Here is a 22889-nt window from a genome sequence, read left to right on the forward strand (position 1 = left end):
TGTAAAAGAACCCGTTTGGAGGGAAAAAAATGAAAAAAGATATTATCGGTACCTACGCGAGGGAAGAAGAAGCTGTAGGAGCGATTAAAGCACTTGTTGAAAAAGGATACAAGCCTTCTGAAATCTCGATTGTTGCAAAAGATGATGAGATGGTGGACAGTGTAGCAGATGAAACCCATGTAAATGAAGAAAAAGTCCTTGATGATGATATGGATCGTGCCACTTATGGTACAATTGCAGGCTTTTTAACGGGTATCGGAGGCGGAATAGCTGTGCCTGGACTAGGAGTTCCAGGAGTCGGCCCTCTGCTTGCAGCTGGTCCTTTTGCCGCAATGTTTGATGACGGTGAAAACGATATGAAAGAGATTCTTATGAAGATGGACGTTTCTGAAGATGACGCAGAACGTTATATGCAGGATCTAGAGGATGGAAAAATTATCGTGATGGTAGAACAAAAATAAAAATCAGTGAAACTAGAGCGCCTAGCAAGGGGCTCTTTTTTTCGAATAGAATCATGTCTCTCGGAGAAAATAAGCAGAAATATTGATGTAAACAGGGTGATATTTGATATGCTACGGCGACCTAAAAAAACAAGATATACATTTTATCCTTTATGGGGCCTGGTGTTAACCGGGGGGCTTTTTGCCTTTTTGACTTTAATAAGGAATCAAGAACCTTACCTTTCAATCGATAAAAGGTGGAGTCGGGCTATTTATGATAAAGAAAATCTTTCAAATCCTTTGATGGTGCTACTTTCACGCCTTAGTTCAGGTTTTTTTACGGTGCCACTTGGGCTTATGCTGTTCTTGAGTTACAACAAAACGGGGAGCCGTGATAAGAGTAAACTCATTCTATTTAATGTTATTGGTATAAGAATTTTAAATGCTATTTTTAAACAGTTGTTTAAAAGGAAGCCGCCTGGATGGGAAAGACGTATACAAGCCAGCAAGTATGGATACCCTAGTGCTCATACGATGAATGCAGCGGGTTTTTATGGATTAGTTCTCTTTTTATCGGGGCTATGGAAAAATTTCTGGACCTTGTTGGGATCATTCCTATTTCTTTTAATGGTAGGTGTTAGCAGGGTCAAGCTGGGAATTCATTATATTTTTGACATGGTGGCCGGTCTTGCAGCAGGAATTTTCTTGAATTTATTTAGCATTAAAACATACAAAATGATATACAGGCGCTGATTTTTCAGCGTCTTTTTTATTTGTTTTTTTGAAACTTTTACCAGGAATTATTCGTATATATAAATAGAGAAACGGGGGATCTTTATATGGGAGCAGCATTGAATATTGTGTTTGCCATCATCATTCTAGCTGGAATTGGAATGGCCGTTTATAATTTTTGTAAAAACATAAATGATAAAAAGAAAGCCGTACCGGTATTTGGATTATCCTACAGCGGTGAATATACACAAAAAAACTTTTGGACAAATGAAATTGTTATTTTTGTGATTATCACTCAAGGATTTAGCTTTTTAAAATTATCGTTGATCGTAAATATTATGATGATTTGTCTCATTTTAATATTAATATTATTATATTTTACTCAAATCTGGCGCGGTGCTATCGGGAAGAAGGGGATTGTGTCAGCAAAAAAACTTTATAAGTGGAATCAGGTGGATTCTGTTGAATGGATCACCGGACTCCAAGCGGAAAATCCTGGCTACCCAAGCTGGGGATTGGTCCGATTTCACACAGGCGACCGTTATGTCGAATTTATTATTAAGAAAAAGGTTGAAGAGGAAGTGCGTTCGTTTGTTGAGAAACAGCTCACTTTAGCAAAAGCAAATTAGTTCTATGGATTTGTTTTTATAGGTTAAAGGTATTCCGTTTTTTCCCTAGAATAAGTTAAATGTAAAAGGGAAAAGGTGGTTTTCAAAATGAAGCCATGGATTAAAGCAGGGTTAATCACAGCGGGAATTATCGTCCTTATCAGCACATTTTTAATCGGGCAGCAGGTTGAAAAGTTAGCCGTTCAAAGGGAAAGCTTAAATGTTGATTCTCTTTATATCGTAAGTGTTTTATTAGGTGCATCCCTTATAGCCATTGGATTAAGGATAAAAAGCAATAAACCATCAGCCACCGACAACAGTGCAAAATAGCACTGTTTTTTTTACGTTTTTTGTAGGTGAAAGCAATCTTTTGTATAATACGAATAGTTAACTATTATTTGTTCCAGAGGAGACAAACATGAAATACGAAGATTTTAAAGAAATTGTTCACGGCAGAAGAAGCGTCCGCAAATTTACGGATGAAGGTGTTGCAGAGGAAGATCTATATGAAATCATGGATTGTGCCCGGTATGCACCTAGTGATACAAACTCGCAAACATGGGAATTTATTGTGATCCGCAATAAAGATAAAGTGAAAAAGATTGAAGAAATGACGTGGGATGCCATTTATAAGCTTGCAGGCAAGGCAGAAGAAAACGGAAAGACGAAGGAAGCAAAGCTGCTGACACGGTCATTTGGTCCATATGCTACTGCCTTTTCCGGTGCTCCTGTATTAATCATTTGTTTAGCTACTCCATATGAATCAAAGTTCCGAGAAAAGATCTTTGATCCGATCGAGCTTGCAGAGGAGTCCGTTTGGGAAGAAGAAGGCATCAAGAGCAGCTGTCTCGCCATTCAAAACCTAATGCTCGCAGCTCACGCTCGTGGATTAGGATCATGCCCGATGACAGGACCTGTATTGCTTGCGCAGGATGCCATCCGTGAGTATTTAGATATTCCAGCTCAAAAGCAGATCAATATGGTAATCTCACTTGGTCATCCGCAAGATCAGCCAAAAAAATTGGCCAGAAAAGCAGTTGAAGAGATTGTAACGTATATAGATTAATATAGAGACCGGCTTTTCAGATTGTGTTATTAACCTGAAGAAGCTGGTTTTTTTGTTGGTTATAGGATATATGAGCTCATTCGCGAGGATTTATGCTCATTGAACGAGCGCCATCCGAGATTCAATAGGCAGAAAATAGTGGAAAAAGGATTTTTTTCGACAGATACAGAATATATGTAGGGTAAAAGTATTATGAACAAAGAAAGAGGAACATCTATGAAAGAAACATTCGATCTAATAGACTTTGCGCTGCAAAAAAGCGGTCTTGAATCTCTAAAAGATACCACTCAGGTTCAATACTTAGGTGAAGGCGCATGGCATTTAGCTTACCTTGTTCAGCTGCGTACCGGGGAAGCTGTCGTGGTTCGTTTTCCAAAAGGAGAAGCATACGGAAGAAAGATAGATTTTGATGAGTCCGCCTATTATGGAGAATATGCAGGAACGAAAGTCTATTATGAACTGGCAAACAGCGTTAAACCTGGTATCTGTCCGGAGTTTTTCCGCTATCATATTGAAAAGGATAAAACGTTTACAGTTGAATCCTATGCGGGTAAGGCGATTAAGCTTGAGAACTTTACCTTCATGGAAGCTTTCCAGGCTGGTGCAGAGCTGGGGGAATTTTTCCGATACATGAATATTACTAAGCACGGCTTAAAAGGTTTCGGATACTTAAAGTGGAACGGTGTAAACGTTGAGGGGCAATTTCAATCCAGTGTTTCAGCGTTTATAAAAGAAGAGAATGAAGAGTACATCAATGATTTTAAAGGATTTATCGAAAAGTATGATATGCCTGTTCACCCTACTGCTATTCTACAGCTTGAGGAATGTGTAAAGAATAGAAATCTAGAAGAGTCTCGAATTGTGTTTACGAACCAGGATACTTCCCCTGAAAATATTTTGCTTCATACAGATGGAAGGGTAAGTCTTATCGATCCAGTTCCAATCCTTTATAGCGGTGATTCGTTAGCCGCTAATTTTATAAACAATTATCGGTCACTATTCCCGACTTTCTATAATTCACCACGTTATGCCAAGCATCAGTTTGACCGATTTGAGGACAGACTTAAAACGATTGCTGATGGTTTTATTGAGGGTTATTGCAATGGGGATCCAGAAGTGAGAAGACGTGTAAAGCAAGAAGAGTTTATCAAACTGACAAGCTTAACTGCTTCTCAATTTAGCTTATGGCAATCATCTGAATTAACAATTGAACAAAAAATTCGTTATGGTGAGAAGGATGCAATCGCCAACAGAATCCCAGTTCTGGTTAAAAGGATTGATGAGTTTCAATGGGACGATGAAAAAAGTGGAACAAAGCTGGCATAACCGGCATAGCATAGGCATAATCTTTATCTAAAACTGACAGTTGAACTCTAAGTATTTCGTATGACTTTTATGATTTTTCAAAAAACGGTTGACATTTAAAAACCGCATGCTCTATAATCCTATTCAAGAACAAAACAAACATCAGCACGTTAATGTGTTAAACATAATTTGAATATCTCTTATCCAGAGAGGCGGAGGGACTAGGCCCGATGAAGCCCGGCAACCAACAAACCCCATTGGTTTGGAAAGGTGCCAATTCCTACAGATCATTTCGATCTGGCAGATAAGAGGAGGCCCAAAACCCTCTTCTTAGGAAGGGGGTTTTTCTTTTTTCCTCTTCTAAAACTTCACAATAACTTCATTACACCATTTTATTTTTCATTTTTAAAAGCTGGATATCGTTCAAGGGAAAAGTTACAACTTTTATCCCTAGTTTTCCTATACACTTTATTAACAAAAACAAAAAAAGGAGAGATTTATATGACAAAGTCTTTTGACGGATACGATATTGATACATTGCTTTTACACGGTGGGCAAGCGCCTGACCCAACAACTGGATCACGGGCTGTGCCAGTGTATCAAACAACGTCTTATGTTTTTTCGGATACGGATCATGCTCAAAGCTTATTTGCACTTGAAGAGCCAGGTAACATTTACAGCCGAATCGGTAATCCGACAGTGGATGTGTTTGAAAAAAGAGTAGCACTTCTAGAAGACGGAGTGGCAGCAGTTGCCACATCTTCAGGAATGTCAGCGATCGCACTTGCAGTTTTAAACATCGCAGAAGCGGGTGATGAGATCGTAGCTGCGACAAACCTTTATGGCGGCACATACAATCTATTTTCTATCACTCTTCCGAAATACGGAATCAAAGTGAAATTTGTTGATGCTGAAGATCCCGAAAATTTTAGAAAAGCAGTTACTCCGAACACGAAAGCGTTCTTTGCTGAAACAATTGGGAATCCTAGTCTGAATGTACTTGATATTGAGGCTGTTGCAGATATTGCACATGAAAACGGAGTGCCCCTTTTGATCGACAATACATTCGCAACGCCATATGTCACAAAACCTTTAAGCTGGGGAGCAGATATTGTTATTCATTCAGCAACAAAATGGATTGGCGGACACGGTACCGCGATTGGAGGAGTGGTCGTTGATGGCGGACGCTTTAATTGGAACTCTGAAAAATTCCCAGGATTCACTGAGCCAGATCGCAGTTATAACGGTTTGAGATATGCAGTTGATTTTGGAACACTGGCATTCGCTACGAAATTGCGGGTTCAGCTTTTAAGAGATTTCGGTGCTTGTCTAAGCCCACACAATGCTTTTCTTCTTTTACAAGGATTAGAGACGCTTCACCTCCGTGTTGAAAAACATGCGAAAAATGCACAGGAGATTGCGGAATATCTTGAAAAGCATCCAGCGGTTGATTGGGTATCATACCCTGGACTAGAGGCACACCCAAGTCATGAGCTGGCTAAAAAGTATTTAAGCAAAGGTTTTGGTTCGATCGTGAACTTCGGAATAAAAGGCGGTCGTGATGCTGGGCGTAAAGTGATCAACAACATATCACTATGGTCACATGTTGCGAACGTAGGTGATGCAAAGTCATTAATCATCCATCCTGCATCAACCACTCATCAACAGTTAAGTGGTGAGGAATTAAAAGCAACGGGTGTTACAGAAGAACTTATCCGCTTATCCATCGGTCTTGAATCGGTTAAAGATTTAACCAACGATCTTGATCGTGCAATTCAGGCGGCGACGGGAATCGAATCGGAAAATAAAGAGATCACGATAAATGACGAAGGTGTTATCCGCTGGGCATTGCAGTCTTCACTATATAGAGCTGTTGAAAACGGCCAGGAGATCCAGCGCCCTAAGACACTCGCGATCGTGGGGTTAAGTTCCAATCCGGCAAGACCAAGTCATAGACTTGCAAGAAAGATGCAGCGTCTTGGATATAAAATCGTTCCTGTTAATCCAAGAGAAACGGAAGTGCTTGATGAAAAAGCTTATCCGGATTTGAAGTCTATTCCATTTCCAATCGATGTTGTTCAAGTGTTTAGAAGTCCTGAAGCAGCTATTGAACTTGCGAAAGAAGCTGCCATCACTCAGCCAAAAGTATTCTGGCTTCAAGAAGGAGTCATCTCACCGGAAGCAGCAAGAATTGCGAAAGAAGCTGGAATTGATGTTGTTCATAACCGCTGTACCTACAAAGAGGCACAGCGTTTGAGAGGGACGATCGCAACGTATGCATGTGAAGTATAAATAGAGACAAAAAAATAGAGATAACAAATGTGGAGGGAAACATGTATGAAGAATTGGTGGAAAGTGACGCTGTTACTGAGCTTAGCGGTTGCACTGCTGTTAGCAGGCTGTTCGAGCTCAGCGAAAGAAGGAGAAAAACCAGAAAAAATCAGATTGGATTATGCGTTCTATTCGCCAACAAGTCTTGCACTGAAAAAGTTTGGCTGGGCAGAAGAAGCCTTTAAAAAAGAAGGTATTGAAGTAGAGTGGGTGCAGAGCCAGGGTAGCAACAAAGCGCTTGAGTTCCTGAACTCTGACAGTGTTGATTTTGGTTCAACAGCGGGGGCAGCAGCACTTATCGCAAAAGATAAAGGAGCACCGATCGAGTCCGTTTATATCTATTCACAGCCTGAATGGACAGCACTAGTTGCAAAAGACGGAAGTGAGATAAAAGATGTGAAAGATCTTAAAGGAAAAAAGGTCGCTGCTACGTTCGGAACAGACCCGCACATCTTTTTACTTAGAGCACTTGATCAAGCTGGATTATCGGCAAAAGAAGTTCAGATCGTCAACCTTCAACATGCTGATGGTTCGAACGCTCTTCAGAAAGGTCAAGTTGATGCGTGGGCTGGATTAGATCCGCATATGGCAAGAACAGAAATTGAATCTGGCGGAAAGTACATCTACCGAAATCCAGATTTTAATACGTATGGAACGTTGAATGTACGCTCCGAGTTTGCAAAGAATCATCCGAAACAAGTTGAAAAAGTGATTGAGCTTTATGAGAAAGCAAGACGATGGACGATTGACAATCCAGAAGAAGCAGCAAAACTTTTATCAGAAGAGGCGGGGATTAAAGAAGATGTCGCTAAAAAACAACTCGAACGAAATAACTTCTCGGATGCTGTTCCAGGACCACAGCACGAAAAAGCTATATCGGCTGCAGGCGAAGTACTTCAGACAGAAGAGATTGTTAAAAAGGATACAGACATCGAAAAGCTTGTAAAAGAACTTATTAATCCTGAGTTTGCTGAAAAAGTGATCAAAAAATAACGCAGAAGGAAGGAGGAATTGCCAGTGATTTCAGAAACACAAAAATGGAAAGTGGGGCAGAGAGCGGCACCTGAAAAACTATCTTCTCCGAAAGGTTTATTTAAAAAAGGACGCGGTATTTTTCTTGGATCGATTTTACCCATTGTTCTGCTAATTGCTTGGGAGCTGGCTGCGAAAGCTGGATTGCTGGCGCCGCATCTGCTTCCAGCACCAAGCGTTATTTTAGAGAAAATTATAAGCATGTACCGGGATGGTTCTCTTTTCGGCCATGTATCGATTACGTTAACGAGAGTGTTCTTAGGGTTTGCGATTGGTACAGGAGCTGCGGTTGTAATTGGTGCGATCGTCGGATATGCAAAAACGGCTGAACAGCTTTTTGACCCATTGTTCCAGGCGATTCGCTCCATTCCTTCTCTTGCTTGGGTTCCATTGTTTATCCTATGGATGGGAATTGGAGAACCTTCTAAAATTTCATTGATCGCAGTCGGTGTATTCTTCCCTGTTTATTTAAATATCGTAGCAGGCATTCAAGGGGTTGATCGGAAGCTGATTGAGGTAGGAAAGATCTATCAATTATCACCGTTTCAATTAACGAAGCGCATTATTTTACCAGCAGCATTGCCTTCTTTTATCACAGGTATGAGAAGCGGCCTTGGACTTGGCTGGATGTTTGTTGTCGCAGCTGAGCTGATGGGAGCAAGTGAAGGCTTAGGCTACTTGCTTGTAGTTGGCCAGAATACGTATTCACCAGACACGGTTATTGCAAGTATTTTGTTATTTGCGATCTTAGGGAAAGTGACAGACGCGATCTTAAAATGGATTGAGTACCGATCTCTCAAGTGGCAGGACAGCTTAAGCAACCAAGCGTAGAAGGAGGGGAAGAAGAATGCTTCAGGTTAACCGATTAAAACGAACGTTCAACAACAATCAGGCGGGTTTTCAGAACATTGATTTTTCAGTAGATAAAGGAGAAGTCATTGGAATTCTGGGCACGAGTGGGTGCGGAAAAAGTACGCTGCTTCGTGTTCTATCAGGACTCGATCCTAATTATGAAGGAAAGATTTCATCAAAAGACGGAAACGACAATATCGGAATGATGTTTCAGGAACCCCGCCTTCTGCCATGGCTATCAGTAAAGGAAAACATTTCATTCGGTCTAGAAAAGAAAGAGCGGAAATCCCAAAAGTATCAAACGTATTTAGACCTAGTTGGATTAACAGGCTTTGAAAATCATTATCCGAAAGATTTATCTGGCGGGATGGCACAGCGTACAGCAATAGCGAGGGCTCTTATTACAGACCCCGAGGTACTGCTTTTAGATGAACCGTTCAGCGCACTGGACGCTTTTACAAAAATGCAGCTGCAAGACCTCCTTCTATCAATCTGGCAAAAGAAACAGACAACGATGCTTCTTGTCACACATGATATCGACGAAGCTCTCTACCTTTGCGATAGAATCTTTATCTTAAAAGGCCAGCCAGGTGAGGTTTTTGCAGAAGTCCATGTTGAGAAACCAAAGCCGAGAACGCGTGGAGATGCTTATCTATCAAAACAGAAAGCACATATATTGAACCTATTAAATGTTGAAAAGAAAGCAGCAGGTGATCAGCAATGACAAAACTAGCAGCCATTGAGCCTGTAGACGGAACCTATAATGTAGTGACTGATAGAGTAGACGCTCCATTTTCATGGGACTTCATAACTGAAAGGTTCAACAGAAGAGATGATGGTAAAACGAACATGGTTTATGAATGTGTGGATCGCCACGTGGAAGAGGGACGCGGAGAAAAGGTTGCTCTTCATTACTTGGACGATTCTCAGGAGTTTAAAATCTCATATCAGGAACTTAAGGAAACCACAGATAAATGGGCAGCCGTACTTTCTGAACATGGCGTGAAAAAAGGAGATTTTGTATTTGTCTTTTTGCCAAAACATCCTGATTGCCATATTGCGATGCTGGCGGCTATCAAACTAGGAGCAGTTGTGGGTCCATTGTTTGAAGCATTCATGTCTGATGCAGTAAGAGACCGCATCGCCGATTGTGAAGGGACTTTTCTAATTACAGATAATGAGCTCTATAAGCGTGTTCCACGAGATGAACTACCGAGTCTGCAAACCGTCTTTTTAACAGATGGAGCAGGGGAAAACGATGAGATTCCCTTGCAAGATAAGCTGAAGACTGTTGGAAATATCGAGAGTCAGGTGGTGTGGGTTGAACCTGAACACGGACTAAATATTCACTATACGTCTGGTTCAACCGGAAAGCCAAAAGGAATCATCCATGCTCACCGCGCGATGGTACAGCAATATTTAACAGGACGCTGGGTGCTTGATATACAGGAAGACGATGTCTATTGGTGCACAGCGCATCCAGGATGGGTGACAGGAACTGTATATGGAGTTTTTGCTCCGCTATTAAATGGCGCAACGATTGTGATTCACGGTGGACGATTTAAAGCAGAACAATGGTATGAAACGCTTCAAAACGCTGGAGTGACGGTCTGGTATAGTGCTCCTACTGCATTCCGCATGCTGATGGCAAAAGGAAACACCCTTCCGAAGCAATACGATCTATCGAAGCTTCGTCATATATTAAGTGTCGGTGAGCCTTTGAATCCTGAAGTGATTTATTGGGGCAAAAATATTCTTGGCAAAAGAATTCATGATACGTGGTGGATGACTGAAACGGGTGCACAGCTTATCGTGAACCTGCCGAATGAAACGATTAAGCCAGGTTCGATGGGAAAAGCGTTTCCGGGAATTACGGCAACTGTTTTAGACGAAGAAGGAAAAGAACTTCCTCCGTTTGCGGTTGGCCACTTAGCAATCAAAGCTCCATGGCCGGCCATTATGAGGGAAGTGTGGCAGAACACTGAGAAGTATAATTCATATTTTGGTTGGGATGACTGGTACGTATCTGGTGATCTTGCTTATCGCGATGACGATGGCTATATCTTTTTCCAAGGCCGTTCGGACGACATGATCAATTCATCAGGTGAAAGAATCGGTCCGTTTGAAGTCGAGAGCAAGCTTATTGAACATGAAGCGGTAGCTGAAGCAGGAGTGATCGGGAAACCTGATCCGATCCGCGGAGAAATCGTAAAAGCCTTTATTGTCCTGAAAGATGGCTATCCACCAAGCAGTGATCTGTTGGAAGAAATCCGTGTCTATGTTAGAGGAGAGCTCGCTGCACATGCAGCACCGCGCGAGATTGAAGTGGTCGATGAGCTGCCGAAAACGAAGATCAGCGGAAAAATTTTACGAAGAGAGCTGAAGGCCCGTGAGTTACAAAAACTTGCTTGAAACAAACCGTAAAATCGCAAATGTAAGAATCGGTGATTTTGCCTTAGAGTCAGGCCAAGTAATTGTAGATGCTGAACTTGCATATGAAAAAATCGGAAACTCGAAGGGACCCGTGATCATGCTCTGTCATGCTCTTACCGGGAACCAATATGCATATGGTTCAGAAGAGGATCCGGGCTGGTGGAGAGGACTGATCGGACCCGAAGGATATATTAATACAAACCTTTATCAGGTGATTACGTTTAATGTTCTTGGAGGATGCAGTGGTTCAACAGGACCAGGAAAAGTTAATCCTGAAACAGGCGAACCCTATCATATAACGTTTCCTTTCATAACGGTACGGGACATGGTTCGGGCACAGCGCCAGGCATTAGATGTATTGGGTGTACCAAGACTCTTTGCGATTTTAGGCGGTTCACTTGGTGGTATGCAAGCATTGGAATGGGCTGTTCAGTTTCCCTATTTTGCTGAAAAAATACTGGTATTTGCTGCTACTCCATTTTTGAGTGATTACGGTGTGGCTTTTAACCGGATGGCGATTCACGCGATTGTAAATGACCCTGTTTATAGAAGCGGCCGACGCGCAGAAGGGGAAAGGTTAGTAGGTTTGGAAATTGCAAGAATGGCAGGACTTTTAACGTATCGCCAGCCAAAGCTCTTTAATGACAGATTTCAAAGAGAAGTTCGAGAGACAGATGTTGAGGGAAAGCCTTACTTTCAAGTAGATTCGTATTTGAATTATCAAGGGGAAAAATTAACAAAACGGTTTGATGTTGATAGTTATTTAACCCTTTTGTATGCAATGAATGCTCATGACATTGGCGATAAGCTGGGTGGATGGAAACGAGCAGCTTCACAGATACAGGCAGAAGTACATGCTTTCGGATACGAAGGAGACCTGCTTTATCCCCCGGATGTGATAGAAGATTTTGTGAGGAATACTCGTTTTGGAACGTACTATTCAATTGAAACCGATTTTGGACATGATGGTTTTTTAGTAGAGTTTGAGAAATGGGGACCTTATGTGAAGGAAGCATTAGAACAGGAGAGGAGGCTGCAATATGGCACCTGTTAAAGCGGCATTGCTTGGTTTTGGAACGGTAGGGCAAGGTGTTTATGAAGCGTTGAAGACTCACAAGGAACAGCTGAAATCTGTACTTGGTGAGGAGGTCATTATTGAAGCGATCTTAGTAAAAGATGGCACGAAGAAACGCGATGTAGATGAACAAATTCTTGTAACGACTGACTTTGAGGAAGTTTTAAACATTCCAGATCTGCAGATTGTATTTGAAGCCATTGTTGGAGAGGAACCAGGATTTACTTATTTGAGCAGAGCTATTGAAAAAGGGTGCCACGTTATCACGGCAAATAAAGTGATGTTTGCGAGATACGGTAGAACACTGCTCGAAAAGGCTGAAGCAGCTGGCGTTTCAGTTGGTTTTGAAGCCACGACCGCTGGTGGTACACCGATTATCCGCAGCATTTCACAGCTGTTGCAAGTAAACAATATTCTTTCAGTTGAAGCGATATTGAATGGTACCTCGAATTATATTCTGACAAACATGCGTGAAAAAGGGGTAGCGTTTGAAGACGTGTTAAAAAAAGCGCAGGAGCTTGGATATGCTGAAGCGGATCCTGTTAATGACGTAGAAGGCTACGATGCTTTTTATAAGCTGATGATTCTTAGTGAATTGTCATTCGGTTATTCTCCCGACTGGAATGATGTAGAGAGGAAAGGAATTACAGAAGTAACGTCTGAACAGATTGATGTGTTTACCCGCTGGGGTTACAAAGTGAAGCATCTGGCACGGATCCGAAGTGACCGTGACGATTTCATTGCCTCTGTGAAGCCGGTGCTCGTTGATTCAGATCATCCCTTATATGGAGTGGAAGATGTTCAGAATGCCATTATGGTCGAAACAAGTCTTGCAGGTAAAGTGACCATTCAAGGTGCGGGGGCTGGCAAACTGCCAACGGCAAGTGCGATGGTAGAAGATTTGACCTATGTCCTACAATCTCATTCAGCTGCATCTGTTAAAAAGAAGCAGCTCGTTTTGAATAATGATTCTCCGAGAGAAGCACCTGGGCGTTCACTAGTTGGGGAGTATGCCGTAATCGGTTCATCAGTTGGTTTTAATGGTACTGATGATATTCAGTTGTTGAAACAAGATGTGAGAGGAGATTTGGTTTATTTATTACTCAGATGTCACGAAGAAACAGCAGAATCGTTAAAAACGAATTCAGAGCTTGTTGTTTACGAAGTAGCGGGGAAATTAAAACCAGCAGAAGTAAAAGTTGAAGAAAGAGATCTTGTACTTCAAAGCGTGATAAATCTTTAAAATATATGGTTCGTCAAGTGTTGTAAGAACATTGCAGAGTGGCTCCTGCAGTGTTTTTTTATTTTGAGCGGGTCGGGACGAGTATAAAAATTTCTGAAGCGAGCATAAATCTCGGCGAGCGAGCATAAATCTCCGTGAGCGAGCATAAAACTCCGTAAGCGAGCATAAAACTCCGTGAGCGAGCATAAAACTCTGTAAGCGAGCATAATCCCGTTAAAATAATCCCTAAAAAGGATAAAAGCTGGCTTGATAATTGAATTTATCGAGCCAGCTTTATGTTTTTAAACTATATTACATTATTCTTCTTCATAATCCTGATTCACTACAGTAAATTTATCAATTACGTCTCCATCAGAAGATGTTGTCGTAAAGATAATATTATCTTTGTCTACATGAGCACTAATAGAAACTGCAATATTATCTGTGTTGACGAAATCAAAATTTTCATCGACCACAGCATCATAATGTTTGTTTCCTGTAGTTCCTGCAACTACATATACAGTTCCATTTGAATCCTCTTGTCCATTTTTTATTTTCTTTGTTCTGCCATAAGAGTGATCATGGCCGGAGAAGACGATATCAATTCCTAATTCATCAGCCACTGGCGGTATTTTTTCTTTCATTATTTCATTCCCGCCAAATGGATTGGTGTAATAAGGCGGTTTATGTGTGACAAGTATTTTCCATGGCTTATCTGTAAGATTCATATCTTCTCTTAGCCATTGAAGCTGCTGTTCTAGAACATTAGCATCTGTTGTATACCCTAAGACACTAATATGCATGTTATTGTAGTCGACGGAATAGGTTCCGCCTTTATCGATCTCAGGTCCATTCTCAGGGAGATTTAAGATGGATTTCGCTAAAGATCCGTCATCATCTCCCATATATTCATGGTTACCAAGAGCAGCAACTAAATCCGTCGAACTTATCTTTTGGTATTTATTAAAAACCCATAGCGTATTATCCCATTGATTGAACTTTGATGATTCATCAATAATATCCCCAACATGGATCATGAAAGCCAATTCTTTCTTATCCAACTCTTCAAGAATTTTGTCTAAATGACTTAAGTCAGAAGGGGACTGCGTATCACCTAATACGGCAAAATCAAAGGTTTGCTTTCTTTGTAAGGTAGTAAATTCCTTTAATTCCGACCAGTGTTCACCATCTCCGACTCGATAAACATAAGTGGTGTCTTGCTGCAATTTCTCCAAAGTGACTTCATTTACCCTCACAATTCCATTTTTCTTTATATCCAGTTCTCCACCGAAAACCTGATCAGTAGATGAACCTTGCTGCGTTTTTAGTATGGAAGCCCCTTTTCTTTCAAAATCTGCCTTTTTTGCATATTGAATAACGCTTGATTGTTGTGGCGCCAGTGGGCTCGACATCCATGTTAATCCTTTTTTCTGATACGGGTTGCCAGCAGGCGTAGAAATGATATTTTTAAATTCTGCTTCATCAGCAAGAGCCGGGTAGGATTGGGTGTTGATTTTAAAAGAATACTTTCCTTCTTTAATTGCATATAAAGTGATCTTTTTAATTTCATCTGTAATGGAGTCAACTTGGATTGTACCGTTTGAGTCTGTTTCTCCAAGTAAAATCGGATCTTCTTCACCTTCAATAACTGCAAATATTTCCGCATTTTCTATCGGCTCACCATTGTTATCCTTAACTGTTATTCGTGTGGGTTTACCGATTAATACGGGTTCATGATCCATGCTGAATGCTGCTTTAACAGGTACATTTACTGGCTTCATTGAAAAAGTAGAGATAAAATTTTCTTCTTTTGGAGCACTGTAAGTAATGCTTCCATTTAAGAGCTCGTATGCCAGTTGACTGCCTTCCTTCGTTGAAGCTGGAACTCCAACCTTTATTGTTGCGGCATCGGCAATTTCGGCGGTTTCATCCGAATTTACTAAATCTAATGTTAGGATTCCAGTTTCAGCGTCATAGCTCGAAGTACTTGTATTGAATTTGTCAGAGAACAAGACCTCTTTCACAGGATAATTCTTATCAATCTGCAATTTAATTAATGAACTTGAGATTGCGTCTGACTTAGATGTATTCACCACAAGGTTAAAATCACTTCCTAGATATGCTTGTTCTTGCCCTTTGTGAATATCAACTTTTGCAGATCCTGTGTTCACTGTAAAATAACTCGTATGAATCGCCTGGTTACCAAACTTATCTGGGACAATTAAAGTTACCTTATGTGTCCCATCAGCCCATTTGTAGCCGCTTAGAGAAACAGAACCATCCATGTCATAAGAAAAATGTCCTTCTGCTTTTGCGTAGTCTTCTCCGTCTACAAGAAAACGAATTTTCTCCCATTCAATCCCTGTTTTATAAGGGTCTTCTTCATACTCATTTACTTTCGCTGTGATCGTAACTTCGTTAGCTGTAAAGTCTTTTCCATCTGTATTAACAGAATGTATAACGGGAGGGAACAGGTCATCCACTTTTTCACCGTATACTGCCCGGATGTTATCGAAATAGATGGAGCCTTTCGTCATAGGTCCTGTTATTCCTGACTTCGTAGACATCATTCTGATCGCTTGTGTTCCTGAGATTTTAAATGGACCTGTAAAAGAGGACGGAATCTCGGCTTCGATATATTTCCATCCCATCCAGTCGATGCCAGGGTTTTCTTGGGTAAGGTTTATCGTCTGATTTTTACCATTGCCATCAACAATGTACATTCTCAGCCAATACCCCTGTGCTTCAGGAGTTCCATAAACCCACATCCCAATGCTTGATGGATTGCCTTCGATTGCCGTATGTGACCCAGACCCTGCATAAACACCAAGAGTTGTGCCTGTTTGGGCATTTGTAAAATCAAAATCCAATTTTAACGAATGTCCATCGAATCGAACGGGTTCAGGATATTCTGATAGAGTTAACTCTCCTTTTTCTCCGCGGTTTGCAGTCGACGTTTTCCAGCTTCCTAATCCGTTTTCAAAATCATATAAAATAATCGGGAGCTGCCCGACGGATACATCCATACTAGCTTCAAGTGTTGTGTTTTTTAACCGGGCTGTAATTTTTCCTTTTATATTCTGATCTCCGGTATGGAGAACACCATTTTCATCAATGGTTCCCATCCCATCAGGTATATCAAATTCGATATCTTGCAGATTCCATTTCACATTTCTTTTTTGAAAACGTGTAATGAGGTCAACTTTGGTTTCGCTGTTTCTTGCTGCGGTTAGTTCCTTTGAACTGAAAAACATCTCGTCTGGGTTTTCAATTTCAATAATACTTCTGCCAACTTCCTTTGCATCATGTTTTAATACAATGTAGAATTGCCCTGTTTTTCCGCTTGAAATGAACTTGCCATCTGCGATCGTTCCAAAAGAAGGATCAGATAATTCCCATGTCAGGCCACTTTCAGGCAGCGGGGCAGATGCCATGGACTTGTCGCGTCCTTTAGCTGTGAATTCTATGGTTGAGCCTGGGGTAAAAGATTTGTCGTAGGGTTCGATGTGCGCCGAATGGAATACATGATCAGAAGGTTCTTTCGTTACAACTAGCCAAGAGTTTGCGACACTTCTTTCGTTTCTGTCAGAGGGCTGATTGTCGACTTCAAGATCATCACCGCCAAGCTGACGGGTTGTAAAAGTAGATGACCCTCCGCCATCTAGGTTAAGTGCATGAACTGCGCCAAGATCGATCATGAACTGGGCTAAATCTTTCATAGAAATTCCGGCTGAATACGGCTCTTGTCTGCCATCAATAACAGCGAAGAATACATTTCCGTCTTCTTTTATCCCGACAGCCGTTCTCGGTTCTTTATCTTGTCCGGTTTGAGGAGTTTGATAGATTTGACTATTTTTTACGAGGATCGCATTTCCGCCAAGTGCCTCTTTCAGATTAGTTTTTTCTGCTTCATAATCGGATGGGTTACCGATGATAGCCCCACCGTCTTTCTTTATTCCAAAGAAATTCCACGTCCTGCCGTTGTCATCTTTAACAGCTCGTCCATCTTTATAGACAATTCCATGTGGTTCACCTGTAGCCATGTTATAAAAGTCTGCATTTACAGCTGCAACTACTTTGTGGTTTTCTGCATCTGCTGCATTCGCTTGTGTCCTGACCGGCTGCAGGCCAAAAGCATCCCCGTCATTAGGCGTGCCAGCTTCGATGGCAACATTAGGGTTATGTAAGTCTACATCAACTACAAAACTCTCGATCTTCTTACCTTCTTTTCCTTCAAAACTATAATGTTTTTCTTTTACACCTGGTGCCAGATCTGCACGGTATTCGTTGATCGGCGTTTGAACGACTTCAGATGTTAAGTCAAACTCTCCTAAAGCTGAAGTTATACCTGGTGATATCGTGCTGATTATAACGGTTAAGGCCAGGGCAACGGACAAAATTTTCATTTTTAAAATATTTTTCATTTCTTCCTCCTGTGAAAATTATTTGGACTTGCCAGTTTGCTATACAGGTCTACGATAATGGAAAAATATTAATTTACTGTTATTAATTTGTAATTATGTTATATAGTTATACTAAAAAACTAACTTGCTAGAAACAATAGGGCGAAAGTTGTTCAATTTTACTAGGTTAGGAGTCTTATATATGAACTATAGAAAAAAAAGTTGCCAAAACAAAATTGATCGGTAAACACTTTATTTAACCATTCAAGCGATGCCTCAAGAGAGAGGTATATTTAGAACAGGTGCTATTCAAATATAAACATTGTTGTTCCCGAAGGTGTAGAAGTGATCACCTCCTCCGGTGTTATAACCTTTAAAAAACCTGCCCTCATAAGAGTGCAGGCCTTTTTTCTCTCTCTAGTTCTCTATCTCTGTATTCATTCGAGGGGTTGTTCTAAGCAAAAGGTTTTAACGCAATTGATCATGAAATAAATCAGCGCAATACTTCTGGTTAGGAAGCAAAGTGATTAACACCAGCCGCCGCCGTAGCCGCCGCCGTAGCCGCCGCCGTAACCGCCGCCGTAACCACCGCACCAGCAACACCCAACGATGATTAACAAGATAAATAGCACTACGATCAAAGCAAAGCTGTTTCCGTGTGACTTAAATCCCATATAACCCACCTCCTTCTTTACAATGACAGATTATTAAGCGTACAAGTTAAAGGTTTGGGCGGAATTAGCCCATTTTTTCGGGACAAGAGCGGAACAGTTAGAATATGCGGAAAATTCCTTGGAATGTATTTACCAATATTAGGGTTAGTGTATAATTACACCAACAGGAGAGGGGATTTTTAGTGGGTACAGATGGGGGATTCTTCATTTCCGCCGGAGGTAAACATGGATGGGGATTTGGCATTCTTAATCATTGATGTGTTAATCATTTATGGCGTAAATGGTCCTTGTACTATTAATAAAATTTTTTTCAGGAGCTGATTCGATGTATGGGATTCTTGGCTTTTTGGATCGTGAAACAGAAGAACAAATTGATCTTTTAAGGGTTGGAATGAAAAAAGCGGATATAACTGAATATGGGATGAGACCGCACGTAACAATTGCGACTCATAATGAGCTAGAAGTAGAGGTTTTTAAAAAGGAAATGGAAGAGTACTTTTTGACTGAATCTGCTATTTCATTATTTTTCCCGTCAATCGGAATGTTTTTAAACAGCGGCACCTTATATGCAGCTCCCACAAAAGACCCCGCTTTAACCGATTTTCATTTTAGATATCATGAAAGGTTCAAAAAAATAATTGATCCCAAATCTTTATATGCACCCTCACAATGGGTTCCTCACTGTACCATCGCCAGTTATCTAACACATGAAAAATTAGTTGAAGCCTTTGATTGCTCCGTGAAAAACTTGGAGCCCTTTCATGCAAAAATGGAAAGTGTTGCATTACTGGAACTTATTTTTGATGATGATATTTGTACAGATGTGAAGGAGATCTTCACGGTTGAATTAAAGAGGATTTAAATGGTACAGTCATCTTTTAAAAAAGCCTTGTCTCTTTGTTTGTTAAGTTTATTTTGTTTGTTTTTTCTCGGCGACTTTAAAAACTTAGCTTATGAGCAAGTGTTAGGGCTGCCAATAATCATGTTAATCTTTTTTCTTGCCGCGATTTCGTTTATGTTTGCTCTCGTATCGATTGGACATATATCTGGATTTTGGTCTGCGGTTGGAAGAGGGATTGTACTCTTCTTATCATTTGGTGTTGTTTTGTTTTCAGGATTCATCTGGCTATTTGATAACATTATGTCACTGATAAGCTAACGGGAATTCATAGCTGACGTTTTAGAAGAGATGCTGTATGGTTATACATATAAATAGCATATAGAAAGGAATCAATAGGATGTGGAACGAATTTAAGACGTTTATCATGCGTGGCAATGTGATGGATCTTGCCATTGGGGTTATTATTGGAGCAGCGTTTGGAAAGATTGTGACCTCTTTAGTTGAAGATGTTATTATGCCTCCGATAGGGTTATTGCTGGGGAAAGTAGATTTTAGCAATTTATACATAAACTTGGGAAAAGGGGATTATTCCTCATTAGCTGAAGCACAAAAAGCTGGAGCAGCAACGCTGAACTATGGACTTTTTATAAACACACTAATTAACTTTTTTATTATAGCAGCTGTTATTTTCCTAGTCGTAAAGCAAATTAACCGTATGAAAAGAAAAGAAGAGATAAAAGAGCCAGATACAAAAGAATGTAAGTATTGTTTATCCACCATTCCTTTAAGAGCAGTGAAATGTCAAAATTGTACAGCAGATCTAAATGACGATGCAGTAATGAAACAGTCCTCTGAGTAAGAGGGCTGTTTTTTTGTCATGAATCTATCATTGTTTTAACATAGAATGAATGACAATAAATGGATAAAATAAAGAAAACGAAAATAGGAGTATATCGATGAAGAAAATAAGAAGGATGATATGGATATTGACGTGGTTATTCTTAGCGGGATTCTCTATCCTTTTTGGTCCAGATCTTTGGGTGAAAATCCAAGCGAGTCAGCAAGCAACGCAGTTTTTAAAACATGCTGCCAAGCAAGATTTTGAAGAAGCATTTGATCGGATTTATTTTTACAATGGGGCTTATGATGAAGATGTTACCATAACAAAGGATGCAGCAAAAAACAACTGGGTAACAAGAAATAAAATGCTTTTTACTGAGGGCACTTATTTGAAGTCTTATGATAATTTAAGTGTTCGTATAGATGATGGCTTGCCAATTGGGAATGTAGACCTACTAATGATAGAAAAAGGTAAAGAAAAAAGATATAAAAATGTATATATATCATTTAGTAAGAAGGACAAATGGAAAGTAGGTATGCTGCAAACAATGAAAGAAAGTAATTGGGAGAAACCATATAGCGGGCATGTTGTTCAATAAGGAAAGGCTACCTGATTCAACAAGAACAAGGCTGCACGGAAGTACAAGATACTGGAAACAGTTTTGTAATAGTAAGATTCCTTTATGTTACTATTAAACTATTAAATTGTGATTGGAATCGGTAGGTGGACGTATGCCTCAATCTGTTAAAATATCCGTTCGGGCACTTGTTGAATATGTTTTCCGCTCAGGAAGCATTGAAACCGGATTTAAAACAACATCTTCATTAATAGAAGGAACAAAAGCCCATCAAACGATACAAAAAACGTACAGTGAAGCGGATGCAGCCGAGGTGTTCTTGCAGACGAGCTACGCATATGAAGACATCGACTACATAGTGGAAGGACGCTGTGACGGTCTTTTGCTGCAGGATGAAATGGTGACGATTGATGAAATAAAATCAACGGGAAAAAAACTAGAAGATATAACGAGAGATTCTAATCCGGTGCACTGGGCTCAGGCGAAATGCTACGCCTATATGTATTTGAAAAAAGAAGAAAAAGAGGATGTCAGGGTTCAGCTTACGTACGTACAGGTGGAATCAGGCGAACAAAAAAGATTTCAGGAAGAGTGTACGCTGCCAGAGTTAGAAGATTTTATGCTCCATCTCGTTAAAAGCTATGCTCCTTATGCGAAGCTCCGTCTTCATAATCAGCAGCAGCGTAATGAAAGCATCCGTGAACTTCCTTTTCCGTTTGATCGATATCGGAATGGCCAGCGGAATTTTGCAGGTGCTGTTTTTAAAACAATTGCTGATAAAAAAACACTCTTCGCCAATGCACCGACTGGAACTGGTAAAACGATCTCTACCCTTTTTCCTGCTGTTAAAGCGATCGGAGAAGAAAAGGCGGAAAAGATCTTTTATCTTACAGCAAAAACCCTGAACCGGAAAAACGCGGAAGAAGCCCTTCAGCTGATGAAAGATAAAGGATTGTTTCTTCAAAGCGTGACGCTAACGGCAAAGGACAAGGTTTGTTTTAAAGAGGAGACACGGTGTGATTCTTCTTATTGTGAATTTGCAGATGGATATTATGATCGCATCAATGGCGCTGTATTAGATGTTTTGAAGCATGAAACGATAATGGATCGAGATGTGATCTCTGAATATGCGCAAAAACATAGAGTCTGCCCGTTTGAATTTTCGATTGATCTCGCGTATGCCGCAGATAGTGTAATCTGTGACTACAACTATGTGTTTGACCCTCGTGTATCTTTTAAACGGTTGTTTGAAGAGCAGAAGAAACGTACTGTGCTACTGATGGATGAGGCGCACAACCTGGTGGACCGTGCCCGTGGCATGTATTCTGCCGAGATTCAGAAGTCTGTTTTTTTGCAGTTGTCACGAGAATATAAAGGGAAGAATGACGGTCTATGGAGAACCACTAAGGCGATAAATGATGAGATGCTGAAACTTAAAAAAGAGCACGGTGAGAAAAAAGTTGCTGTTTCCGATCTGCCAGAAGCCTTTATCAGCTGTCTGGATGATTTTCTAGTGCAGGCTGAACAGCTGCTCGCGAGCGGAGAAAGTGATGAAAAATTGCTTGAGGCTTATTTTGCTGCACTTCAATTGATAAAGATATCCGGCTTTTATGATGAACGGTTTGTAACGTTTATTGATGTCTTTAAAAGTGAAGTGGAAGTTCGTTTGTTTTGCATGGATCCGTCTCACTTACTTTTTCAAACTGGAAAAAAATACGGCTCCCGTGTTTTCTTTTCTGCGACGCTTTCTCCGCTATCTTATTTTCGGGAGATGCTTGGCGGCGTAGAGGAAGATTATGTGATCCGCATGCCGTCCCCTTATGAAAAAGAGCAGCTTGACGTATTTATTCAGCCGCTTTCCACCCGTTATAAAGATAGAGAAAAGACAATTGAACCTATTATGGAGATGATTATCGAACTAGTTGATAAAAGACCGGGCAACTATCTCGTCTTTTTCCCGTCATACCGCTATATGAGCGATGTGGTTGATCGGCTGCTGGAAGAGGATCCGCCGTTTCATCCGATTGTTCAGCATCCTGCCATGTCAGAGGAGGAGCGTGAGAAATTTCTGGCTAATTTTGATTCTGCTGGTGGAGAGTCACTTGTAGGATTTGCTGTGATGGGCGGGATTTTTTCAGAAGGAATCGATCTAAAAGGAGACCGCTTAACAGGAGCTGTTGTCATTGGAGTCGGTTTGCCGCAAGTGGGGTTAGAGCGTGATACAATGAAAGAGTACTTTCAAAATGCGGGGAAGAGTGGTTATGATTTTGCTTATGTGTATCCCGGCATGAACAAAGTGCTGCAGGCAGGAGGACGGGTGATTCGGTCAGAAGAGGATCGCGGCACGCTCGTGCTGGTTGATGACCGATTTTTGAGCCGTAAATATCTGGAGATGCTTCCGGAAGAGTGGCGTGACTTTGTGGTGCTGAAGGAGTAGGATTTGAAGGCTGATTTTGT

The 22889-nt window shown here is 40.8% G+C and carries 20 protein-coding genes and 1 riboswitch; of the genes, 18 read left to right on the forward strand and 2 right to left on the reverse strand.

The features are described 5' to 3' along the window. The first annotated feature begins 29 nt into the window (after nt 1-29). From M3196_RS16655 to M3196_RS16715, 13 genes are all read left to right on the forward strand, one after another. Nucleotides 30-461 (forward strand): general stress protein, encoded by a 432-nt coding sequence (locus M3196_RS16655; protein ID WP_251323451.1) that lies wholly within the window; start codon nt 30-32, stop codon nt 459-461. Nucleotides 462-557: 96 nt separating this feature from the next. Continuing rightward, nucleotides 558-1193: a phosphatase PAP2 family protein gene (locus M3196_RS22125; protein WP_251323452.1), complete on the forward strand. Its 636-nt coding sequence runs from the start codon at nt 558-560 to the stop codon at nt 1191-1193. Between the two features lie 86 nt (nt 1194-1279). Then, the gene (locus M3196_RS16665) at nt 1280-1801 is read left to right on the forward strand and encodes a hypothetical protein (RefSeq protein WP_251323453.1); all 522 of its coding nucleotides are present in this window, start codon (nt 1280-1282) and stop codon (nt 1799-1801) included. 87 nt (nt 1802-1888) lie between these two features. Next, entirely contained in the window at nt 1889-2110 is a 222-nt protein-coding gene (locus M3196_RS16670) for a hypothetical protein (protein ID WP_251323454.1), read from the forward strand. 88 nt (nt 2111-2198) lie between these two features. Next, nucleotides 2199-2846 (forward strand): nitroreductase family protein, encoded by a 648-nt coding sequence (locus M3196_RS16675; RefSeq protein WP_251323455.1) that lies wholly within the window; start codon nt 2199-2201, stop codon nt 2844-2846. A 192-nt stretch (nt 2847-3038) separates the two neighbouring features. Continuing rightward, the gene (locus M3196_RS16680) at nt 3039-4172 is read left to right on the forward strand and encodes a hypothetical protein (RefSeq protein ID WP_251323457.1); all 1134 of its coding nucleotides are present in this window, start codon (nt 3039-3041) and stop codon (nt 4170-4172) included. Nucleotides 4173-4348: 176 nt separating this feature from the next. Further along, nucleotides 4349-4462: riboswitch (SAM riboswitch) on the forward strand. A 190-nt stretch (nt 4463-4652) separates the two neighbouring features. Further along, nucleotides 4653-6443 (forward strand): PLP-dependent aspartate aminotransferase family protein, encoded by a 1791-nt coding sequence (locus tag M3196_RS16685; protein ID WP_251323459.1) that lies wholly within the window; start codon nt 4653-4655, stop codon nt 6441-6443. Nucleotides 6444-6488: 45 nt separating this feature from the next. Further along, entirely contained in the window at nt 6489-7475 is a 987-nt protein-coding gene (locus M3196_RS16690; protein ID WP_251323460.1) for an aliphatic sulfonate ABC transporter substrate-binding protein, read from the forward strand. Between the two features lie 24 nt (nt 7476-7499). Next, on the forward strand, nt 7500-8345 hold the full coding sequence (locus M3196_RS16695) for an ABC transporter permease (protein ID WP_425311025.1): 846 nt from the start codon (nt 7500-7502) through the stop codon (nt 8343-8345). Between the two features lie 16 nt (nt 8346-8361). Further along, a complete protein-coding gene (locus tag M3196_RS16700; protein WP_251323462.1) occupies nt 8362-9090 on the forward strand; it encodes an ABC transporter ATP-binding protein in 729 nt (242 codons plus the stop codon). Next, on the forward strand, nt 9087-10778 hold the full coding sequence (acsA, locus tag M3196_RS16705) for an acetate--CoA ligase (protein ID WP_251323463.1): 1692 nt from the start codon (nt 9087-9089) through the stop codon (nt 10776-10778). The genes M3196_RS16700 and acsA overlap by 4 nt, the downstream gene beginning before the upstream one ends. Continuing rightward, nucleotides 10756-11853: a homoserine O-acetyltransferase MetX gene (gene metX / locus M3196_RS16710; protein ID WP_251323464.1), complete on the forward strand. Its 1098-nt coding sequence runs from the start codon at nt 10756-10758 to the stop codon at nt 11851-11853. The genes acsA and metX overlap by 23 nt, the downstream gene beginning before the upstream one ends. Continuing rightward, nucleotides 11840-13117, forward strand: coding sequence for a homoserine dehydrogenase (locus M3196_RS16715; protein ID WP_251323465.1), 1278 nt, complete (start codon nt 11840-11842; stop codon nt 13115-13117). The genes metX and M3196_RS16715 overlap by 14 nt, the downstream gene beginning before the upstream one ends. A gap of 296 nt (nt 13118-13413) precedes the next feature. Here M3196_RS16715 and M3196_RS16720 read toward each other — a convergent pair whose 3' ends face one another. Then, nucleotides 13414-17520: a phosphodiester glycosidase family protein gene (locus M3196_RS16720; RefSeq protein ID WP_251323466.1), complete on the reverse strand. Its 4107-nt coding sequence runs from the start codon at nt 17518-17520 to the stop codon at nt 13414-13416. Between the two features lie 506 nt (nt 17521-18026). Then, nucleotides 18027-18173, reverse strand: a complete 147-nt coding sequence (locus M3196_RS16725) for a YjcZ family sporulation protein (RefSeq protein WP_251323467.1) — start codon at nt 18171-18173, stop codon at nt 18027-18029. Nucleotides 18174-18498: 325 nt separating this feature from the next. On the opposite strand from M3196_RS16725, the gene M3196_RS16730 reads away from it, so the two are divergent. The 5 genes from M3196_RS16730 to M3196_RS16750 all read left to right on the forward strand — a co-directional run bounded on the left by M3196_RS16730 (nt 18499) and on the right by M3196_RS16750 (nt 22869). Next, the gene (locus tag M3196_RS16730) at nt 18499-19035 is read left to right on the forward strand and encodes a 2'-5' RNA ligase family protein (RefSeq protein ID WP_251323468.1); all 537 of its coding nucleotides are present in this window, start codon (nt 18499-18501) and stop codon (nt 19033-19035) included. Continuing rightward, nucleotides 19036-19332: a hypothetical protein gene (locus tag M3196_RS16735; protein ID WP_251323469.1), complete on the forward strand. Its 297-nt coding sequence runs from the start codon at nt 19036-19038 to the stop codon at nt 19330-19332. Nucleotides 19333-19411: 79 nt separating this feature from the next. Further along, nucleotides 19412-19873, forward strand: a complete 462-nt coding sequence (gene mscL / locus M3196_RS16740; RefSeq protein WP_251323470.1) for a large conductance mechanosensitive channel protein MscL — start codon at nt 19412-19414, stop codon at nt 19871-19873. A gap of 97 nt (nt 19874-19970) precedes the next feature. Further along, nucleotides 19971-20453 carry a hypothetical protein gene (locus M3196_RS16745; RefSeq protein ID WP_251323472.1) on the forward strand — a complete coding sequence of 161 codons (483 nt, stop codon included), beginning with the start codon at nt 19971-19973 and terminating at the stop codon, nt 20451-20453. Between the two features lie 133 nt (nt 20454-20586). Next, entirely contained in the window at nt 20587-22869 is a 2283-nt protein-coding gene (locus M3196_RS16750) for an ATP-dependent DNA helicase (protein ID WP_251323473.1), read from the forward strand. Nucleotides 22870-22889: the final 20 nt, after the last annotated feature.

The organism is Fictibacillus nanhaiensis (assembly GCF_023715445.1).
Classification (GTDB): domain Bacteria; phylum Bacillota; class Bacilli; order Bacillales; family Fictibacillaceae; genus Fictibacillus; species Fictibacillus nanhaiensis_D.